The organism is Saccharicrinis fermentans DSM 9555 = JCM 21142, assembly GCF_000517085.1.
Lineage (GTDB): Bacteria > Bacteroidota > Bacteroidia > Bacteroidales > Marinilabiliaceae > Saccharicrinis > Saccharicrinis fermentans.
Genome location: NZ_KI912108.1, coordinates 35,648 through 37,804, shown reverse-complemented (window position 1 = coordinate 37,804; position 2,157 = coordinate 35,648). Strand labels below are relative to the sequence as shown.

The following is a 2,157-nucleotide window of genomic DNA, read 5'->3' as shown; positions in this document are numbered from 1 at the left end:
GAAGCAGTGCTTCATCAGGCACAGATAGATAAACCATCTTATCAGGAATTTGCATTACAGCTCTGCAAAGAGAGGTGCAGCACAGAAAGAAAACAGATCTTGACAGGAGAATGAAATTAGCCCGATTACCCAAAGATCACAACCTGGACAAGTATGACTTTAACATGGCAAATGGTATGACTGTGCCTCAACTGAAACAATTACGGGAATTATTATGGATGGAACAAAATTATAACCTGATACTAATGGGCCCCTCCGGAACAGGAAAAACGTATGTGGCGGCAGGACTGATTAACGATGCTGTAAAATCTGGTCATAAAGCTTACTTTATCACAATGGAGGAACTAATAACGGTGTTAAAAATGAAAGAAATGATTAACACTTATAATCGTCTTTTAAAGGCTCATTTAGTGGCTATAGACGATATAATGCTTTTTCCTATTAAGAAACATGAAGCAGTTGCATTTTTCAACCTGATAAATCATCTGCACGAACAAACGTCTGTAATAATCACAACAAACAAATCCCCTCAGCAATGGGCAGAAATGCTCGATGATGAAGTCTTGGCAACTGCTTTGTTAGATAGATTATTGTTTAAATGTGAAGTTGTAAAACTCGAAGGTAAAAGTTACAGAATGGAAAACAGAAAAACAATCTTCGAGCAGCAATCAACCCTCTGATTGCCTCGGTCGCTAAGCTCCCTCAACAATCAGAGGGTTGATTAATATATTTTTTATTGTAGAATGATGGTTTACTGTTACGAAAAATTGATGGTTTTAAATTTGCTATTTTCATTATTGTTACTTTTAGGATTAACAAAATGGAGTAAGCTATCAGGCTATACTCTAGGGCACAAGGCGAATTTTCAGCTTGCTTAAACAGAATCCAAGATTGAATTTGTATCTTTGAGAAAAAGTATTGCTATGTATTTAGACCGATATAAATATGAAATAAATAACCTGTGCAAAGAACATAAGGTGAAAACATTGTATGCCTTTGGTTCTGTGTTAACAGATAACTTTGGACCTAATAGTGATATTGATTTAGTAATTGAAATTTATTCAAATGACCCAATTGAATATGCAGAAAACTATTTTGATTTTAAATTCAAACTACAAGAATTGATAAATAAACCAATCGATTTGTTGGAGGAAAAGGGCATTAAGAATTCTCACTTGAAAAACAATATTGAAAGCTCAAAATATAAGATTTATGAAGCCTGAAATAGAATATTAAAAGAAGAACCTGACTTCACTATCAAAGATTCTCGAAAAATTGTAGACACAAGAAATCGAATTATTCATGGTTATGATAGTGTTTCAGAAGACATTATTTGGATGATTGTTAATCGGTCTCTTCCTAAACTCAAATTAGAAGTAGACAACTTTTTGAAATTTTTAATTAGATCTTTGATTTCATACCACACCGCATTTTGTTTTTCCATTCCCGTTTTATCTCTTGCTTTTCTATCACTGATTTTTTGGCTGTTTCTTCATCCGAAGCTCTGGCAGGGGTAGGGGAACAGCGATATAACAAATGAACAATAAATGCAAATCCAACTAATATTAACGTAAGTCTTCGGTCTTTCACATATTGCGACCTTCATACTAGAGCTGTTTCTTTGATGGCAAAAAATGAGAATGACATTAACAACATTTAAGCGTCTGTATAAAGATTATCAGGAATCAGGTTTGAACATAAAAGATTTCTGTAACAACCAAGATCTGGCTCCTCCCACTTTTTACTATTGGCGAAATAAATTGGAAGAGGCATTAGCACATGAGCCAGATAGCTTTGTTCCACTAGAACTTGACAGTAATCCGTTAGCGACGAATAACCAATCGAGTCCATCTATCATCAAGAGTAAGGCTACTTTAAATAATGATGCTCCCATTGAATTCCTATTTCCCAATGGCACCAAGATGCTACTAAGGGATAATATAAACACGCAAGTATTAAAAACAATTGTTCACTTATTTGATTAAGTCTGATGTTTCATTTACACGATAAACTTAAATACTTTCTATATCCGGCACCAGTGGATATGCGTAAAAGCTTTTACACACTCAGCGGCATTGTAAGCTCCTTGATGAAGCGTAATGTTCAGGACGGTGAAGTTTTTATATTTGTTAACCGTAGGCTGACCACCATGAAAAT

The 2,157-nt window shown here is 34.7% G+C and carries 5 protein-coding genes; all 5 read left to right on the top strand.

The genetic code is table 11. The features are described from left to right. Nucleotides 1–35: 35 nt before the first annotated feature. Nucleotides 36–680, top strand: coding sequence for an IS21-like element helper ATPase IstB (istB, locus tag CYTFE_RS28120; protein WP_154665739.1), 645 nt, complete (start codon nt 36–38; stop codon nt 678–680). 243 nt (nt 681–923) lie between these two features. Further along, nucleotides 924–1,223 carry a nucleotidyltransferase family protein gene (locus CYTFE_RS30535; protein WP_044214607.1) on the top strand — a complete coding sequence of 100 codons (300 nt, stop codon included), beginning with the start codon at nt 924–926 and terminating at the stop codon, nt 1,221–1,223. A 6-nt stretch (nt 1,224–1,229) separates the two neighbouring features. Further along, the gene (locus CYTFE_RS32115) at nt 1,230–1,517 is read left to right on the top strand and encodes a HepT-like ribonuclease domain-containing protein (protein WP_081736144.1); all 288 of its coding nucleotides are present in this window, start codon (nt 1,230–1,232) and stop codon (nt 1,515–1,517) included. 117 nt (nt 1,518–1,634) lie between these two features. Further along, nucleotides 1,635–1,985 carry an IS66 family insertion sequence element accessory protein TnpA gene (gene tnpA, locus CYTFE_RS0124175; protein ID WP_027473914.1) on the top strand — a complete coding sequence of 117 codons (351 nt, stop codon included), beginning with the start codon at nt 1,635–1,637 and terminating at the stop codon, nt 1,983–1,985. Nucleotides 1,986–1,990: 5 nt separating this feature from the next. Beyond that, nucleotides 1,991–2,157, top strand: a 167-nt coding sequence (tnpB, locus tag CYTFE_RS31705; RefSeq protein ID WP_044263436.1) for an IS66 family insertion sequence element accessory protein TnpB, incomplete at its 3' end; no start/stop codon positions are given.

Excerpts from the sequence above, each read along its gene's own strand:
- CYTFE_RS30535 (WP_044214607.1), top strand. The coding sequence starts at position 924 with ATGTATTTAGACCGATATAAATATGAAATAAATAACCTGTGCAAAGAA.
- tnpA (WP_027473914.1), top strand. The coding sequence starts at position 1,635 with ATGAGAATGACATTAACAACATTTAAGCGTCTGTATAAAGATTATCAG.